Here is a 13,716-nt window from a genome sequence, read left to right on the forward strand (position 1 = left end):
CCGGGGCGCGGCCCTGTCGGATTCCCCGGCGGCGCGCCCGCGCCCGCTCTCCGAGCGCTGGCTGGCGCTGCGGAACCGCCTCGTGGCGAGCCCGCGCTTCCAGCGCTGGGCGGCGGGCTTCCCGCTGACGCGGCGCATCGCGCGGGCCAACACGCGGACCCTGTTCGATCTCTGCGCCGGATTCGTCTACGCGCAGGTGCTGACGGCTTGCATCCGCCTCGATCTGTTCGCGATCCTGGCGGAGGGGCCGATGACGGGCGAGGCCCTCGCCGCGCGCCTCGGCCTGCCGCCGGAGAAGGCGCGGACGCTGCTCCTCGCCGCCCGCTCCCTCGACCTGATTCGCGCCCTGCCGGACGGGCGCTTCGCCCTGGCCGATCTCGGCGCCGCCGTCACCGGCAATCCCGGCATCGCGGCGATGGTCGAGCACCACGCCCTGCTCTACGCCGACCTCGCCGATCCGGTCGCCCTGCTGCAGGGCCGCACGGAGCGCACGCGGCTCTCCTCCTACTGGCCCTATGCCGAGGGTGGTGCCGTCGCGCCGGGCGAGGCTGCTCCCTACGGCGCGCTGATGGGCACGTCCCAGGCGATGATCGCGCAGGACATTATCGAGGCCTGCGACCTGCGGGGCATCCGCCACTGGATGGATGTCGGCGGCGGGGAGGGGGCCTTCCTCGAAGCCGCCGCGCCGCATCTGCCGGGGCGCCGGCTCACCCTGTTCGACCTGCCCGCCGTGGCGGAACGGGCCGGGGCGCGCCTCGGGCGGGCCGGGCTCGGCGACCGGATCGCGTGCCTGGGCGGCGATTTCCACGCCGGCCTGCCGCAGGGCGCCGACGCGATCTCCCTCGTGCGCGTCCTCCACGACCACGACGACGCACCGGTCCGGGCGCTGCTGGGCGCGGCCCATGCGGCGCTGGCCCCCGGCGGGCGACTCATCATCGCCGAACCGATGGCGGGAACGCCCGGCGCGGAGCCGGTGGGGGACGCCTATTTCGGCTTCTACCTGCTGGCGATGGGCTCCGGTCGCCCCCGGACGGCGGACGAACTGTCACGGCTGGCCCGCGAGGCCGGGTTCGCGGCGGCGAAAGAGCGCAAAACCCGTCGTCCCCTGCTGGCCCGTGTGCTTGTCGCACACAAAACCGGCAGATGACTGTTAAGACAGGTTGACGCGCAAAAGTGTCTATCTAGAATGACACTCAGGAGACCCGCCCCCGCGGTGTCGCCTTTGAGTCGGGCGGAAATTCCAGTCATGGACGCTCTCGCCGTCATCCTCGAACAACCGGAAAGGCTGGCGCTGCGGCGGCTGACCCTCACCGGCGCGGGTGTGGGCGACGCGGTGGTGGACGTCGCCTGGAGCGGCATCAGCACCGGCACCGAGCGCCTGCTCTGGTCCGGCCGGATGCCGGCCTTTCCGGGCATGGGGTATCCGCTGGTGCCGGGCTACGAGACCGTGGGCCAAGTCGCCGAGGCCGCCGCCGACGCTCCCGTCCGCGTGGGGCAATGGGTGTTCGTCCCCGGCGCCCGCTGCTTCGGCCCGGTGCGCGGCCTGTTCGGCGGCGCGGCCTCCCGCCTCGTCGCCCCCGCCGACAAGCTGCTTCCCGTCGATGGGGCGCTGGGCGAGCGCGCCTGCCTGCTGGCGCTGGCCGCCACCGCCCACCGCGCTTCCGGCGGCATCGCGGAGGGCGAGCGTCCCCTGATCGTCGGGCACGGCGTGCTCGGCCGGCTCCTGGCCCGCGTCGCCGTGGCGATGGGCGCCGAGCCGACCGTGTGGGAGACGAACCCCGCCCGCCGCGACGGCGCGGAGGGCTATGCCATCCTGGCCCCCGAGGACGATGCCCGCCGCGACTACGGGCGCATCCTCGACGTGAGCGGCGATTCCGCCGGCCTCGACGGGCTGATCGCGCGCCTCGCCCCCGGCGGCGAGATCGTCCTCGCGGGCTTCTACGAGGCGCCGCTCTCCTTCGCCTTCCCGCCCGCCTTCATGCGGGAGGCGCGCCTGCGCATCTCCGCCGAGTTCCGGCCGGGCGACCTCGCCGCCGTCACGCGCCTCATCGAGGCGGGGCGGCTGTCCCTCGACGGTCTGATCACCCACCGCGTGCCCGCCGCGCGGGCCGAGGAGGCTTACCGGACGGCCTTCGCCGACCCGGCCTGCCTCAAGATGGTCCTGGATTGGAGGGACGCCGCATGAACGTCCAGATCGACAAGACCGCCCTCGCGGGTGCCGCCCTGCTTCGCGCGGAAGCCGCCATCGAGCCCGATCCCGTCTCCACCGCCCCGGCGAAGAAGGAGACGCAGATCATCGCGATCTACGGCAAGGGCGGCATCGGCAAGTCGTTCACGCTGGCCAACCTCAGCTACATGATGGCCCAGCAGGGCAAGAAGGTGCTGCTCATCGGCTGCGACCCGAAGAGCGACACCACCTCCCTGCTGTTCGGCGGCAAGGCCTGCCCGACCATCATCGAGACCTCCACGAAGAAGAAGCTCGCGGGCGAGCAGGTCGCCATCGGCGATGTCTGCTTCAAGCGCGACGGCGTCTACGCCATGGAACTCGGCGGGCCGGAGGTCGGGCGCGGCTGCGGCGGGCGCGGGATCATCCACGGCTTCGAGTTGCTGGAAAAGCTCGGCTTCCACGAGTGGGGATTCGATTTCGTCCTGCTCGACTTCCTCGGCGACGTGGTCTGCGGCGGCTTCGGCCTGCCGATCGCCCGCGACATGTGCCAGAAGGTCATCGTCGTCGGCTCGAACGACCTGCAATCGCTCTACGTCGCCAACAACGTCTGCTCGGCGGTCGAGTACTTCCGCAAGATGGGCGGCAACGTCGGCGTCGGCGGGCTCGTCATCAACAAGGATGACGGCACGGGCGAGGCGCAGGCCTTCGCGGAAGCCGCCGGCATCCCGGTGCTCGCCTCGATCCCGGCCGACGACGACATCCGCAAGAAGAGCGCGAATTACGAGATCATCGGCAAGCCCGACGGGCGCTGGGGCGACCTGTTCTCCGAACTCGCCGCCAACGTGGCCGGCGCCGCCCCGCACCGCCCGACGCCGCTGACCCAGGACGGGCTCCTCGGCCTGTTCTCCAGCGAGACGACGGGCCGCGACGTGGTTCTCGTCCCCGCGACGCAAGAGGACATGTGCGGGGTCGCCGAGGTGATCAAGCCGTCCCTCGAAGTCGTGTACGACGAGGTCTGACGCGCATGGCCGTCTCCCTCGACATCGCCGAACTGCGGGCCCGCAAGGCGGTCCCCGCCATCGACCTCGCCGCCACCAAGGGCGACGGGCTCGGCTGCCACGCCGGCAAGGACGCGATGCGGGAGGCCGCGGAGGCGGCCGGGATGTCCGAGACCCTGGCGCAGTTGCGCGAGGATTATCCGCAGGGTCCGCACGACCAGCCGCAGAGCATGTGCCCCGCCTTCGGCTCCCTGCGCGTCGGCCTGCGGATGCGCCGCACGGCGACGATCCTCTCCGGCTCGGCCTGCTGCGTCTACGGCCTGACCTTCACCTCGCATTTCTACGGTGCCCGCCGGAGCGTCGGCTACGTGCCGTTCAACTCCGAGACGCTCGTCACCGGCAAGCTGTTCGAGGACATCCGCGACGCGGTCCACGCCACCGCGAAGCCTGAGGATTACGACGCCGTCGTCGTCATCAACCTCTGCGTTCCCACGGCGTCGGGCGTCCCGCTGCGGCTCCTGCCGAAGGAGATCGACGGCGTCCGCGTCATCGGCATCGACGTGCCGGGCTTCGGCGTGCCGACCCATGCCGAGGCGAAGGACGTCCTGGCCGGCGCCATGCTGAAGGTCGCCCGCGCCGAGGCCGAACAGGGTCCGGTCCAGGCGCCGAAGGGCGGCCGCTCCGAGCGCCCGACCGTGGCGCTGCTCGGCGAGATGTTCCCCGCTGATCCGATGGTGATCGGCGGACTGCTGGCGCCCCTCGGCCTCGCCGCCGGGCCCGTCGTCCCGACGCGGGAATGGCGCGAATTGTACGGCGCCCTCGACTGTTCGGTCGTGGCCGCGATCCACCCGTTCTACACGGCGAGCATCCGCGAGTTCGAGGCGGCCGGGCGGCCCATCGTCGGCTCGGCTCCGGTGGGCGTCGAGGGCACGGCCGCTTGGCTGGAGCGCATCGGCGCCGCCTGCAACGTCTCGCCTCAGACCATCGACGCGGCCAAGGCCGGCATCCTCGCCGGTATCCGCGGCGCCCTTTCGGCCTCGCCGATCAAGGGCCGGATCACGCTCTCCGGCTACGAGGGTTCGGAGCTTCTGGTGGCTCGCCTGCTCATCGAGAGCGGCGCCGAGGTGCCCTATGTCGGCACCGCCTGCCCGCGCACCCCGTGGTCCGAGGCGGACCGGGATTGGCTTCAGGCCCATGGCTGCGAGGTCCGCTACCGGGCTTCCCTCGAAGACGATCTCTACGCCTTCCACCATTTCCGGCCGGACCTCGCCATCGGCACGACGCCCGTGGTCCAGAAGGCCAAGGAGGCCGCGACCCCGGCCCTCTACTTCACGAACCTCATCTCCGCCCGCCCGCTCATGGGCGCGGCCGGCGCCGGCTCGCTGGCGACGGTGGTCAACGCGGCGCTCCGCAACAAGCCGCGCTTCGATGCGATGCGCGACTTCTTCGAGGGCGTCGGCACCGGCCACGCGGCCGGCGTCTGGCAGGACGTGCCGCAGAAGAAGCAATCTCCGAAGGCCGAAGGCCCGAAGAAGCCGATTGGGGAGATGGCATAATGCTGATCCTCGATCACGACAGGGCCGGCGGATACTGGGGCGCGGTCTACGTCTTCACGGCGATCAAGGGCCTGCAGGTCGTCATCGACGGCCCGGTGGGTTGCGAGAACCTGCCCGTCACCTCGGTGCTGCACTACACCGACGCCCTGCCGCCGCACGAGCTTCCCATCGTCGTGACCGGTCTGGCCGAGGAAGAGCTCGGCCGCCACGGCACCGAGGGCGCGATGAAGCGCGCCCATTCCACCCTCGATCCGGGTCTGCCCAGCGTCGTCGTCACCGGCTCCATCGCCGAGATGATCGGCGGCGGCGTGACCCCCGAGGGCACCGGCCTTCAGCGCTTCCTGCCGCGCACCATCGACGAGGACCAATGGCAGGCCGCCGACCGGGCGATCACCTGGCTCTGGCAGGAATACGGGGCGCGGAAATTCGCCAAGAAGGGCATTCCGGCCCGCCCCGCCCGCAAGGAGGGCGAGAAGCCCCGCGTCAACCTCATCGGCCCGGCCTACGGCACGTTCAACATGCCGAGCGACCTCGCCGAGATCCGGCGGCTGGTTGAAGGCATCGGCGCCGAGGTGAACCTCACCTTCCCGCTGGGCTCGCACCTCGCGGATGTGGGCAAGCTCGTCAACGCGGATGCCAATATCTGCCTCTACCGGGAGTTCGGCCGGGGCCTCTGCGAGGCGCTTGAGCGTCCGTATCTGCAGGCGCCCATCGGTGTGCTCTCGACCACCAAGTTCCTGCGGGCGCTGGGCGAGATCCTGGGCGTCGATCCCGAGCCGTTCATCGAGCGGGAGCGCCACACCACGATCAAGCCGGTCTGGGACCTGTGGCGGTCGGTGACGCAGGACTTCTTCGGCACGGCGAGCTTCGGCATCGTCGCCACCGAGACCTATGCGCGGGGCGTCCGCCACTTCCTCGAAGAGGAGATGGGCCTGCCCTGCCACTTCGCCTTCGGCCGTTCCGCCGGGCTCAAGCCCGACAACGCCAAGGTGCGGGACGCCATCGCCAAGAACCCGCCGCTGGTGCTGTTCGGCTCGTTCAATGAGCGGATGTACCTCGCGGAGGCCGGCGGCCGGGCGACCTACGTGCCCGCCTCGTTCCCCGGCGCGATCATCCGGCGGCACACCGGCACGCCGTTCATGGGCTACGCCGGCGCGACCTACCTCGTGCAGGAGGTCTGCAACGCCCTGTTCGACACGCTCTTCCACATCCTGCCGCTCGCCCGCGACATGGACAAGGTCGAGCCGACCCCGGCCCGCACCCACCGCGAATTGCCCTGGGACGCCGAGGCGCTGTCCGCCCTCGACCGCGCCGTCGAGGCGCAGCCCGTCCTCGCCCGGATCTCCGCCGCCAAGCGCCTGCGCGACGCGGCCGAGCGCGCCGCCCGCACGGCCGGCGCCGACACCGTTGCCGCCGGTCACGTGACCGGCGCGCGCACCGCACTCAGCGCGGGGATCCCCGCATGAGCCGCCTTCCACAAGAGGAGACCTGAGGATGCGTACGATGGCCCCGACCGCGCGCCTGCATCAGGAGGAACTCCAGTTCCGGCTGATCCTGGCCGCGACCTACCCCTTCTTCCTCGCCGCCGCCGCCCTCGGCCGGATATCGCCCGCCCGCAAGCCCGCCCACGCGGGCCTGCCGGCGCCGCACCGTTCCGTTTTCGGCGAAGCCCGGGCGATGGCCGTGCAGGCCATTCCCTTCGCCTTCATGGGATGAGCGTTCGCGCTTGAGCCCCAACACGAGACGCTTCCGTCCGGTCACGCGGGGGAAGTGAGGCCGCGCCACACGCGGCAGCACCCGTCGCGCTTCGTGAGAGGCGCGGCCAACACACGGAGGTCTTAAACCATGGCTGGTGGACCCATCACGACTGAGAGACCGAGCAGCCTGTCCGGGCTGACGGAACCGGAGGCCAAGGAGTTCCACGCGATCTTCCTGACGAGCTTCCTCATCTTCACGGCGATCGCCGTGGTCGCCCACATCCTCGTTTGGCTGTGGCGCCCGTGGCTTCCCGGACCGCAGGGTTACGCCTCCCTCGAAGGCGTGACCGACACGGCCCGCGCCCTCGTTTCGATGATCGGCTGAGGAGGATCGGATGCACAAGGTTTGGTTGCTCTTCGATCCGCGGCGCACGCTGGTGGCTCTGTTCACCTTCCTCTTCATCCTGGCGCTGCTGATCCACTTCATCCTGCTCTCGACCGACCGGTTCAACTGGCTGGAAGGTCCGAAGGCGAACAAGGCCGCGAACGCCATCACGCTCGCGCTGCCGGAAATGCCGGCCTGACACCATTGAGCGGAGGGGCGGACCACGCCGCCCGCCCCTCCGAACGACGAACGGGAGGTCTTCGCCATGGCGATGCTGAGCTACGAGCGCAAATACCGGGTCCGCGGCGGCACCTTGCTCGGCGGCGACCTCTTCGACTTCTGGATCGGTCCCTACTTCGTCGGGTTCTTCGGCGTGACGGGGATCTTCTTCACCGTGCTGGGCACCGCCCTGGTGATCTACGGCGCGGCCCTCGGGCCGACCTGGAACATCTGGCAGATCAACATCGCCCCGCCGGACATCAGCTACGGCCTGAAGCTCGCGCCCCTGAAGCAGGGCGGGCTCTGGCAGATCATCACCATGTGCGCGCTGGGCTCGTTCGTGTCCTGGGCGCTGCGCGAGGTCGAGATCTGCCGCAAGCTCGGCATCGGCTACCATGTGCCGATCGCCTTCGGCATGGCGATCTTCGCCTATTTCACCCTGGTGGTGGTCCGCCCGTTCCTGATGGGCGCCTGGGGCTACGGCTTCCCCTACGGCATCCTCTCGCACCTCGATTGGGTGTCGAACACCGGATACCAGTATCTCCACTTCCACTATAACCCGGCGCACATGCTCGCGGTGACGTTCTTCTTCACCACGACGCTGGCGCTCGCCATGCACGGCGGCCTGATCCTGTCCTCCACCAATCCGCCGAAGGGCGAGGTGGTGAAGACCCCCGAGCACGAGGACACCTTCTTCCGCGACACGATCGGCTACTCGATCGGCACCCTCGGCGTGCACCGTCTCGGCTGGTACCTCGCCCTGGCGGCCGGCTTCTGGAGCGCGGTCTGCATCGTGATCAGCGGTCCGTTCTGGACCCAGGGCTGGCCCGAATGGTGGGGCTGGTGGCTCAACCTGCCCGTGTGGCGCTGACGAATATCCCGCAGTCCGCGCGGGGTGTGTCGCGGACGCTGCGAGCCGGGTCGGGGCGACCGACCGGCCTCCGGGGGATCGGACGATGGCCTATTATCAGAATTTCTTCACCCAGGTTCAGGTCCGGCCCCTGGAGCCGGAGATGGGCATCCCGGTCGCGGTCGATGGCCGCGTCGGCAAGCCGTTCAACAGCTATCTGTTCGGCCTCATCGGCAACAGCCAGGTCGGGCCGATCTACATCGGCTACATCGCGGCCCTGTCGATGGTCTGCGGGCTGATCGCCTTCGAGATCATCGGCCTCAACATGTGGGCCTCGGTGAATTGGGATCCGGTGCAGTTCGTGCGCCAGCTCCCCTGGCTCGCCCTGGAACCGCCGCTGCCGAAATACGGCCTGCGCATCCTGCCGCCGCTGGCTGAGGGCGGCTGGTGGCTGATCGCCGGTTTCTTCCTCACCGCCTCGATCCTGCTGTGGTGGGTCCACCTCTACCGCCGCGCCAAGGCGCTGGGCCTCGGCACGCATGTGCCGTGGGCCTTCGCCAGCGCCATCTGGCTCTACCTCGTCCTCGGCTTCATCCGGCCGATCATGATGGGCTCGTGGTCCGAGGCGGTGCCCTTCGGCATCTTCCCGCACCTCGATTGGACGGCGGCGTTCTCGCTCCGCTACGGCAACCTCTTCTACAACCCGTTCCACATGCTCTCGATCACCTTCCTCTACGGGTCGGTGCTGCTCTTCGCGATGCATGGCGGAACCATCCTCGCCTGCTCCCGCTACGGGGCGGATCGCGAGATCGACCAGATCGTGGATCGCGGCACGGCCACCGAGCGCGCCGCCCTGTTCTGGCGCTGGACCATGGGCTTCAACGCCACGATGGAATCGATCCACCGCTGGGCGTGGTGGTTCGCGGTGCTGACGACGCTGACCGGCGGCATCGGCATCCTCCTCACCGGCACGGTGGTGGACAACTGGTACCTCTGGGCGGTCAAGCACGGCGTCGCGCCGTCCTACCCGCAGGTCTACGGGCCGATCGTCGATCCGGCCCATCTCAACCCCGTCGTGAAGCCGTGAGGAGGGCGCCATGAAGACCGTTCTCTCCGTGGCGGGGGCCGCCCTGGCCCTCTTCCTCACCATCGCGATGTTCGGCGGGGCGGGCTGGACCCACCCCCCGATGGCCAACAAGCAGACCGGCTTCCGCGGCACCGGCATGGACCTCATCCGCACCCGTGCGGGTAACGAGGAACTGGCCGACGCCAACCGGGCGCCGGCCCCGGCCGACCCCGCCGACGCCTCGGGCGACAAGGCGTCGGCCGTCTATGAGAACGTGCAGGTGCTGGGCGATCTCTCGGCCGAGCAGTTCAATCGCGTGATGGTGTCGATCACTGAATGGGTCGCGCCGCAGCAGGGCTGCACCTACTGCCACAGCACCGAGAACATGGCCTCCGACGAGCTGTACCAGAAGCGCGTCGCCCGCCGCATGCTCCAGATGACCCAGCACATCAACTCGACCTGGAAGGAGAAGCACGTCCACGAGGCCGGCGTGACCTGCTACACCTGCCACCGGGGCAATCCCGTGCCGGCCAACATCTGGTTCGACACGCCCCCGCCCTCGGCCGGTGCCAAGTTCATCCCGCGCAACAACGGCCAGAACCTCGCCTCGGCGAATGTCGGCCTGACCTCGCTGCCCTATGCCGTCTTCGATGAGTATTACGGCAAGAAGGACGTGCCGGAATCCTTCGTGCGGGTGAACGCCACGACGGCTCTCCCCGAATCGAAGAGCAAGCCGATCCAGGACGCGGAGCGCACCTTCGCGATCATGATCACCATGTCCCAGGCGCTGGGGGTGAACTGCACCTTCTGCCACAACACCCGCTCGGTGGCGCAGTGGGACACCAGTACCCCGAACCGGGTCCATGCGTGGTACGGCGTGCAGATGGTCCGCGACCTGAACCAGGACTACATGCACCCGCTGACCACGACGTTCCCGGCGGCCCGCCTGGGGCCGACCAACGACGTCGCCAAGATCAGCTGCGCCACCTGCCACAACGGCGCGAACAAGCCGCTGAACGGGGCGAACGTGATCTCGCCCTACCCGGAACTCGCCAAGCCCACGACGCAGGTCGACCTGCCCGTCGGCGAGGCCAAGGATCCGATCCCCGGCACGAACACCCCGACGCCCAAGCCCCCACCGCTGTAGCGCGCGCCCGGCCGCTCCCCGTTTGAGGGGGGCGGCCGAAGCCGCTTTCGGAGGAACCCTCGGGGCCGCCCGGACGTCTCACCCTTACGGCCGAGCTTGGCCGGAGGACGGACCATGACGATCACGATCTCGCACCTGCAGCCGATCATCGCCATCCTGGCGGGCATCCTGATCCTCGTGATGCCGCGACTGCTGAATTACATCGTCGCGATCTACCTGATCGCGGTCGGCGTGATCGGCCTCGGCCTCTTCCGCGGCCTCTCCTGAACCGGTTCCGGCGGGGCCCGTCCGCGCGTCCATCCCCTCCCTTTCGGCGGGTGGGCGTCACGGGCGGGATTTCGTCACACGAGGCTGCCGTTTCGCATTGCCCGTTCATCTTGCGTTGCGGTGCCGAATGGTTCACCCCGCCGTGAAGGGCATTCACGGCCCAACGGCGAGCGACGAGCGGTATCGAGATGGCTGGCGACGCGAAGTGGGTCTACGCTTTCGGTGATGGCAAGGCCGAGGGTAAATCGCAGATGCGCGATCTGCTCGGCGGCAAGGGCGCGAATCTGGCCGAGATGTCGAATCTCGGCCTCCCGGTGCCTCCGGGCTTCACCATCACCACCGAGGTCTGTACGTATTACTACGACCACGGGAAGAGCTACCCGCCGGAGCTGAGGGACCAAGTGACCGCCGCCCTGGCGCAGGTCGGCAAGCTCACCGGCCGCGCCTTCGGCGATGCGAAGGCCCCGCTCCTCGTCTCGGTTCGCTCCGGCGCCCGCGCCTCCATGCCCGGCATGATGGACACGGTGCTGAACCTCGGCCTCAACGACGAGACCGTGACGGCGCTCGCCAAGGAGGCCGACGACGAGCGCTTCGCCTACGATTCCTACCGCCGCTTCATCACCATGTACTCGAACGTCGTGCTCGACGTGGAGCACCACGCCTTCGAGGAGGCGCTGGAGCAGTACAAGGAAACGAAGGGCTTCGACCTCGACACCGAACTCGGCGCCGAGGACTGGAAGACCCTGATCCAGACCTACAAGAAGATCGTCCGTGAGCAGCACGGCGCGGACTTCCCGCAGGGCGCCGACGACCAGCTCTGGGGCGCCATCGGCGCCGTGTTCAATTCCTGGATGATTCCGCGCGCGAAAAAGTACCGCGAGCTGAACAGCATCCCGGAGAGCTGGGGCACCGCCGTCAACGTGCAGGCGATGGTGTTCGGCAACATGGGCGACACGTCGGCGACCGGCGTGGCCTTCACGCGGAACCCCTCCACCGGCGAGCGGGCGCTCTACGGCGAGTTCCTGATCAACGCCCAGGGCGAGGACGTGGTGGCGGGCATCCGCACCCCGCAGAACATCACCGAGAAGGCCAGGGAAGAGGCCGGCAGCGACAAGCCTTCGATGGAGAAGGCCATGCCCGAGAGCTTCGCGGAGCTGACCCGGATCTACGGGATCCTGGAAGGCCATTACCGTGACATGCAGGACATGGAGTTCACCATCGAGAAGGGGAAGCTCTGGATGCTCCAGACCCGCAACGGCAAGCGCACCGCCAAGGCGGCTCTGCGCATCGCCGTGGATCTGGCGGCCGAGGGGCTGATCTCCCGCAACGAGGCCATCGGCCGCGTGGAGCCCTCCGCCCTCGACCAGTTGCTGCACCCGACCATCGACCCGAAGGCCGAGCGCAAGGTGATCGCCAACGGCCTGCCGGCCTCGCCGGGCGCCGCCACGGGCCAGATCGTGTTCAACTCGGAGGATGCCGAGGCGCATCGCAAGGCCGAGAAGAAGTGCATCCTCGTGCGCGTCGAGACCTCCCCGGAGGACATCCACGGCATGCACGCCGCCGAGGGCATCCTCACCACGCGCGGCGGCATGACCAGCCACGCGGCCGTGGTGGCGCGCGGCATGGGCAAGCCCTGCGTCTCCGGCGTCGGCACGATCCGCATCGACTACAAGGCGCAGACGATGACCGTCGGCGGCAAGATGCTGAAGGCGGGCGACAAGATCACCATCGACGGCTCGACCGGACAGGTGATCCTCGGCGAGGTGGCGATGCTGGAGCCGGAACTCTCCGGCGACTTCGCCACGCTCATGGAATGGGCCGACGGCATCCGCACCATGAAGGTGCGCACCAACGCCGACACGCCCACCGATGCCCGCACCGCGCGCAACTTCGGCGCCGAGGGCATCGGCCTCTGCCGCACCGAGCACATGTTCTTCGAGGGTGACCGGATCATCGCCGTGCGCGAGATGATCCTGGCCGACGACGCCGAGGGCCGGAAGGCGGCGCTGGCGAAGATCCTGCCCTACCAGCGGCAGGACTTCATCGAGCTGTTCAAGATCATGTCCGGCCTGCCGGTGACGATCCGCCTGCTCGATCCGCCGCTGCACGAGTTCCTGCCGCACACCGATCAGGAGGTGCAGGAGGTCGTGAAGGCGACGGGCGTTTCGGAGGACAAGATCCGCCAGCGGATGCGCGAACTCTCCGAGCACAACCCGATGCTCGGCTTCCGCGGCTGCCGCCTCGCCATCGCCTTCCCGGAGATCGCCGAGATGCAGGCTCGCGCCATCTTCGAGGCCGCCATCCAGGCCGCCGAGGAGACGGGGAGCCCGGTGACGTCCGAGGTGATGGTGCCGCTGGTCTTCACCCGCGCCGAGTTCGACCTCGTGAAGGGCCGGATCGACGCCACGGCGAAGGCCGTCGAGCAGGAGAAGTCGGCCAAGCTCGACTATCAGGTCGGCACGATGATCGAACTGCCCCGCGCCGCCCTGATGGCGGGCCAGATTGCCGAGACGGCGGAGTTCTTCTCCTTCGGCACGAACGATCTGACCCAGACGGCGCTCGGCATCTCCCGCGACGACGCGGCGACCTTCCTCGGGCCCTACACCCAGAAGGGCATCCTGCCGGCCGACCCGTTCATCACCATCGACCAGGAAGGCGTGGGCGAACTGGTGCGGATCGGCTGCGAGCGCGGCCGCGCGACCCGGGGGAACATCAAGCTCGGCATCTGCGGCGAACACGGCGGCGATCCCGCCTCCATCGCCTTCTGCCAGGAGGTCGGGCTCGATTACGTGTCGTGCTCGCCCTACCGCGTGCCGATCGCCCGCCTCGCCGCCGCCCAGGCGGCCCTGGGCAAGGCCCATGTGGGCGAGGGCTAACGCCCTCCTGGCGCCCCCCGTCGCAGGGCGGGGGGCGCCGCCAAGCTTTCGACAAGCATAGCGGTGCAAAAAATCATGCAACCGGTAATTGTCACGCTTGAACCTTTGCCGTTACGGCACGTTGCATGCTAGCGACCCATAGCGTCCGCATGAGCATGGCCGGATCGTCCGGTCGATGGCGTCGCGGGTGAAGCTAACTCCCATGAGCGACAGCAGCCCGACTCCGCTGGCCCTCGGCCCCTGTGCCGACGAGACCATCGTCCCACGCGCCGCCCTGCGCGCCTATCTGGCCCTCACCGCCGGCCTCGGCGCGATCGGCACCGGCTTGATGCTGATGATGTCCGTCGCGGCCAACAGCGGCGGCGAGGCCGAGCGCATCGCCGACGCGCGATCCGACGGCTACACCCTCACGCTGGTCTCGGCCTTGGCCGTGAACCTCGCGAAGCCTCTGCGCTAAACCCCCGGAGCGGAGGGGGCGGCGAACCGCC

At 69.2% G+C, this 13,716-nt stretch carries 14 protein-coding genes; all 14 read left to right on the plus strand.

Going from position 1 to position 13,716, the window contains the following annotated elements:
• Nucleotides 1-13: 13 nt before the first annotated feature.
• The 14 genes from ACXJ1Y_RS21060 (at nucleotide 14) to ACXJ1Y_RS21125 (ending at nucleotide 13,685) form a co-directional block, all read left to right on the plus strand.
• Nucleotides 14-1,147 carry a methyltransferase gene (locus tag ACXJ1Y_RS21060; protein ID WP_463850191.1) on the plus strand — a complete coding sequence of 378 codons (1,134 nt, stop codon included), beginning with the start codon at nucleotides 14-16 and terminating at the stop codon, nucleotides 1,145-1,147.
• 99 nt (nucleotides 1,148-1,246) lie between these two features.
• Nucleotides 1,247-2,185 (plus strand): chlorophyll synthesis pathway protein BchC, encoded by a 939-nt coding sequence (gene bchC, locus ACXJ1Y_RS21065; protein WP_463848027.1) that lies wholly within the window; start codon nucleotides 1,247-1,249, stop codon nucleotides 2,183-2,185.
• On the plus strand, nucleotides 2,182-3,186 hold the full coding sequence (locus ACXJ1Y_RS21070) for a chlorophyllide a reductase iron protein subunit X (protein WP_463848028.1): 1,005 nt from the start codon (nucleotides 2,182-2,184) through the stop codon (nucleotides 3,184-3,186). The genes bchC and ACXJ1Y_RS21070 overlap by 4 nt, the downstream gene beginning before the upstream one ends.
• 5 nt (nucleotides 3,187-3,191) lie before the next feature.
• Nucleotides 3,192-4,721 (plus strand): chlorophyllide a reductase subunit Y, encoded by a 1,530-nt coding sequence (gene bchY, locus ACXJ1Y_RS21075; RefSeq protein ID WP_463848029.1) that lies wholly within the window; start codon nucleotides 3,192-3,194, stop codon nucleotides 4,719-4,721.
• Nucleotides 4,721-6,187 carry a chlorophyllide a reductase subunit Z gene (gene bchZ, locus ACXJ1Y_RS21080; RefSeq protein ID WP_463848030.1) on the plus strand — a complete coding sequence of 489 codons (1,467 nt, stop codon included), beginning with the start codon at nucleotides 4,721-4,723 and terminating at the stop codon, nucleotides 6,185-6,187. Before bchY ends, bchZ begins: the two co-directional genes overlap by 1 nt.
• 28 nt (nucleotides 6,188-6,215) lie before the next feature.
• On the plus strand, nucleotides 6,216-6,437 hold the full coding sequence (locus tag ACXJ1Y_RS21085; RefSeq protein ID WP_463848031.1) for a hypothetical protein: 222 nt from the start codon (nucleotides 6,216-6,218) through the stop codon (nucleotides 6,435-6,437).
• Between the two features lie 129 nt (nucleotides 6,438-6,566).
• Entirely contained in the window at nucleotides 6,567-6,803 is a 237-nt protein-coding gene (gene pufB, locus ACXJ1Y_RS21090; protein WP_238204760.1) for a light-harvesting antenna LH1, beta subunit, read from the plus strand.
• A gap of 10 nt (nucleotides 6,804-6,813) precedes the next feature.
• A complete protein-coding gene (gene pufA / locus ACXJ1Y_RS21095; RefSeq protein WP_243958276.1) occupies nucleotides 6,814-7,002 on the plus strand; it encodes a light-harvesting antenna LH1, alpha subunit in 189 nt (62 codons plus the stop codon).
• Between the two features lie 66 nt (nucleotides 7,003-7,068).
• The gene (gene pufL, locus ACXJ1Y_RS21100; protein WP_463848032.1) at nucleotides 7,069-7,893 is read left to right on the plus strand and encodes a photosynthetic reaction center subunit L; all 825 of its coding nucleotides are present in this window, start codon (nucleotides 7,069-7,071) and stop codon (nucleotides 7,891-7,893) included.
• An 85-nt stretch (nucleotides 7,894-7,978) separates the two neighbouring features.
• Nucleotides 7,979-8,959 carry a photosynthetic reaction center subunit M gene (gene pufM / locus ACXJ1Y_RS21105; RefSeq protein WP_463848033.1) on the plus strand — a complete coding sequence of 327 codons (981 nt, stop codon included), beginning with the start codon at nucleotides 7,979-7,981 and terminating at the stop codon, nucleotides 8,957-8,959.
• Nucleotides 8,960-8,969: 10 nt separating this feature from the next.
• Nucleotides 8,970-10,085, plus strand: coding sequence for a photosynthetic reaction center cytochrome PufC (gene pufC, locus ACXJ1Y_RS21110; protein ID WP_463848034.1), 1,116 nt, complete (start codon nucleotides 8,970-8,972; stop codon nucleotides 10,083-10,085).
• Between the two features lie 114 nt (nucleotides 10,086-10,199).
• Nucleotides 10,200-10,352: a DUF3096 domain-containing protein gene (locus ACXJ1Y_RS21115; protein WP_342166329.1), complete on the plus strand. Its 153-nt coding sequence runs from the start codon at nucleotides 10,200-10,202 to the stop codon at nucleotides 10,350-10,352.
• A 188-nt stretch (nucleotides 10,353-10,540) separates the two neighbouring features.
• The gene (gene ppdK / locus ACXJ1Y_RS21120; RefSeq protein WP_463848035.1) at nucleotides 10,541-13,228 is read left to right on the plus strand and encodes a pyruvate, phosphate dikinase; all 2,688 of its coding nucleotides are present in this window, start codon (nucleotides 10,541-10,543) and stop codon (nucleotides 13,226-13,228) included.
• Between the two features lie 202 nt (nucleotides 13,229-13,430).
• Entirely contained in the window at nucleotides 13,431-13,685 is a 255-nt protein-coding gene (locus tag ACXJ1Y_RS21125) for a hypothetical protein (RefSeq protein ID WP_463848036.1), read from the plus strand.
• Nucleotides 13,686-13,716 lie beyond the last annotated feature (31 nt).

The organism is Methylobacterium sp. TK26 (assembly GCF_055361565.1).

What these genes read in the sequence shown, in the direction of transcription:
- pufL (WP_463848032.1), top strand. Translation starts at nt 7,069, where the DNA reads ATGGCGATGCTGAGCTACGAGCGCAAATACCGGGTCCGCGGCGGCACC.
- ACXJ1Y_RS21085 (WP_463848031.1), top strand. Translation starts at nt 6,216, where the DNA reads ATGCGTACGATGGCCCCGACCGCGCGCCTGCATCAGGAGGAACTCCAG.
- bchY (WP_463848029.1), top strand. Translation starts at nt 3,192, where the DNA reads ATGGCCGTCTCCCTCGACATCGCCGAACTGCGGGCCCGCAAGGCGGTC.
- pufA (WP_243958276.1), top strand. Translation starts at nt 6,814, where the DNA reads ATGCACAAGGTTTGGTTGCTCTTCGATCCGCGGCGCACGCTGGTGGCT.
- ACXJ1Y_RS21125 (WP_463848036.1), top strand. Translation starts at nt 13,431, where the DNA reads ATGAGCGACAGCAGCCCGACTCCGCTGGCCCTCGGCCCCTGTGCCGAC.
- ACXJ1Y_RS21115 (WP_342166329.1), top strand. Translation starts at nt 10,200, where the DNA reads ATGACGATCACGATCTCGCACCTGCAGCCGATCATCGCCATCCTGGCG.
- ACXJ1Y_RS21070 (WP_463848028.1), top strand. Translation starts at nt 2,182, where the DNA reads ATGAACGTCCAGATCGACAAGACCGCCCTCGCGGGTGCCGCCCTGCTT.
- ppdK (WP_463848035.1), top strand. Translation starts at nt 10,541, where the DNA reads ATGGCTGGCGACGCGAAGTGGGTCTACGCTTTCGGTGATGGCAAGGCC.
- pufB (WP_238204760.1), top strand. Translation starts at nt 6,567, where the DNA reads ATGGCTGGTGGACCCATCACGACTGAGAGACCGAGCAGCCTGTCCGGG.
- bchZ (WP_463848030.1), top strand. Translation starts at nt 4,721, where the DNA reads ATGCTGATCCTCGATCACGACAGGGCCGGCGGATACTGGGGCGCGGTC.
- pufM (WP_463848033.1), top strand. Translation starts at nt 7,979, where the DNA reads ATGGCCTATTATCAGAATTTCTTCACCCAGGTTCAGGTCCGGCCCCTG.
- bchC (WP_463848027.1), top strand. Translation starts at nt 1,247, where the DNA reads ATGGACGCTCTCGCCGTCATCCTCGAACAACCGGAAAGGCTGGCGCTG.
- pufC (WP_463848034.1), top strand. Translation starts at nt 8,970, where the DNA reads ATGAAGACCGTTCTCTCCGTGGCGGGGGCCGCCCTGGCCCTCTTCCTC.